Genomic DNA, 1,769 nt, shown 5'->3' on the forward strand with positions numbered 1-1,769 from the left:
AAGAAAACCGCGAGATCCTGAAGCAGTTTTATTCGGTACTCAAAGATGCTGATCCCTACCTGGAGTTTGTATTCATCACCGGGGTGAGCAAGTTTTCGAAGGTGAGTATTTTTTCGGATTTGAACAATCTCGAAGACATTACCCTCACTCCAGCGCAGAGTACTTTGCTGGGCATCACCCCAGAGGAATTGGAGCTGCAATTCGGAGCGGTACTGGATGAACTGGAAGCAGCAGAGCCCCAGATTCGACAACAAATCCGCCAGATGTACAATGGCTACTCCTGGGATGGTCAAAAACGCGTGTACAATCCTTTTTCATTGTTGCGTTTTTTGAAAAGCAAGTCTTTACAGAACTACTGGTTTGAGACGGGTACGCCTACTTTTCTGATCCAAATGATGTACAAGGCTGGCCGATTCAAATGGAATCCCTCGGAGTTTGTATCACTCCTAACCTTGGGGAGCTTTGACGTGGAGCAAATGGACTTGCATGCAGTGTTGTTTCAAACTGGCTACTTGAGCATAACCGAACTCAATGTACCTGAAGGTTGGTGCCAGTTGGATTACCCCAATCAGGAGGTTCGCGCCAGTTTGGAGCAATTGTTACTGGCCGCTTTCCAGCATCAGTCTGGTCATTCGGGCTTGCCCACGGTACTGGAATTGCGTCAGGCCTTGCAACAAAACGATCTGGAGCGCGTCATGAAAGTCATCAATACTGCCTTTGCCGACATTCCTTCTGATCTTTGGAAAGGTGCGACCGAGCTGCACTACCACGCTTTGGTACACCTCACCTTTAGCCTCCTGGGCAATTACCTCAAGAGTGAAGTCAATAGCTCCTTAGGGCGTTGTGATGCCATCGTGCAAACTGCTACCCACATTTATGCCTTTGAGTTCAAATTGGAGCAAAGTGCGGCGATCGCCATCCAACAAATCATCAATAAAAACTACCTGGGGCCGTATCAGTTGGATGCCCGCCAGAAAGTGGCGGTAGGAATCAATTTTTCGCGAGAAAAACGGGGTGTGACGGAGTTTGACTGGAAGCGGCTAGCATAAAATGCTAACAAAGCTGAGCACTCACACCTTTACACGGATTTGATCCGCGGAAATCCGCTGAATCCGTGTGATCCGCGTTCCCATTGGTGTCGCTTTGCTTGTATTATGCTGCGGCAAAGCCGCTTATTTCCGCACGCTTTTATTTAACCGCGTCAACTCGTTTATCTGCGGTTAATAAAATAATATGGGTTCAGCACGGCTGTAGAGGCGGTGTCAGTTTTGGTTAGGTGTGTTGTTTGAATCCTGGGCGGCACGTTCGATAGCTGCTTGTACGCTTTCTAGGGGCAGATTGAGGATAGCCGCAATCCGTTCAGCGCTGAAACCTTCCTGCATCAATTCGGGTACAGCGTTGTTGAGGAGTTCTTCATCGCGTTTGGCTTCGCCGATTTCGATGCCTTGTTCAAGACCTTGTTCAAGACCTTGTTCAAGACCTTGTTTTTTAAATTCTTCCTGGATTGCTTGTTCGAATCCCATTGGTTGAGTTGCTTTGGTGATCACTAATAAATCCTGTTCAAATTTAGTTTTTATTTCTGAATTGTCAAAGTCGACATAGAGGGAAATGAACCATATAATGAACTTAATGTGGTCTTTGGGGAGATTGCGCTTGAGCAAGCGTCGGATCATGTCGAGTTTTAGCTGCGCCAGTTTTTGTTCATCTTTGGGTTTTTTCAGGAATTGCCATGCGGCTTCCATTACAGCAGCAAAAGGGTTGGGATCATT

The 1,769-nt window shown here is 47.0% G+C and carries 2 protein-coding genes; one reads left to right on the forward strand and one right to left on the reverse strand.

The features are described 5' to 3' along the window. On the forward strand, positions 1-1,049 hold a 1,049-nt coding region (locus ABW391_RS29400), incomplete at its 5' end, for a PD-(D/E)XK nuclease domain-containing protein (RefSeq protein ID WP_353485472.1). A gap of 213 nt (positions 1,050-1,262) precedes the next feature. Here ABW391_RS29400 and ABW391_RS29405 read toward each other — a convergent pair. Then, positions 1,263-1,769, reverse strand: a 507-nt coding sequence (locus ABW391_RS29405) for an RpnC/YadD family protein (RefSeq protein ID WP_502916368.1), incomplete at its 5' end; no start/stop codon positions are given.

This window comes from Haliscomenobacter sp. (assembly GCF_040403615.1).
In the GTDB taxonomy this organism is placed as follows: Bacteria; Bacteroidota; Bacteroidia; order Chitinophagales; family Saprospiraceae; genus Haliscomenobacter.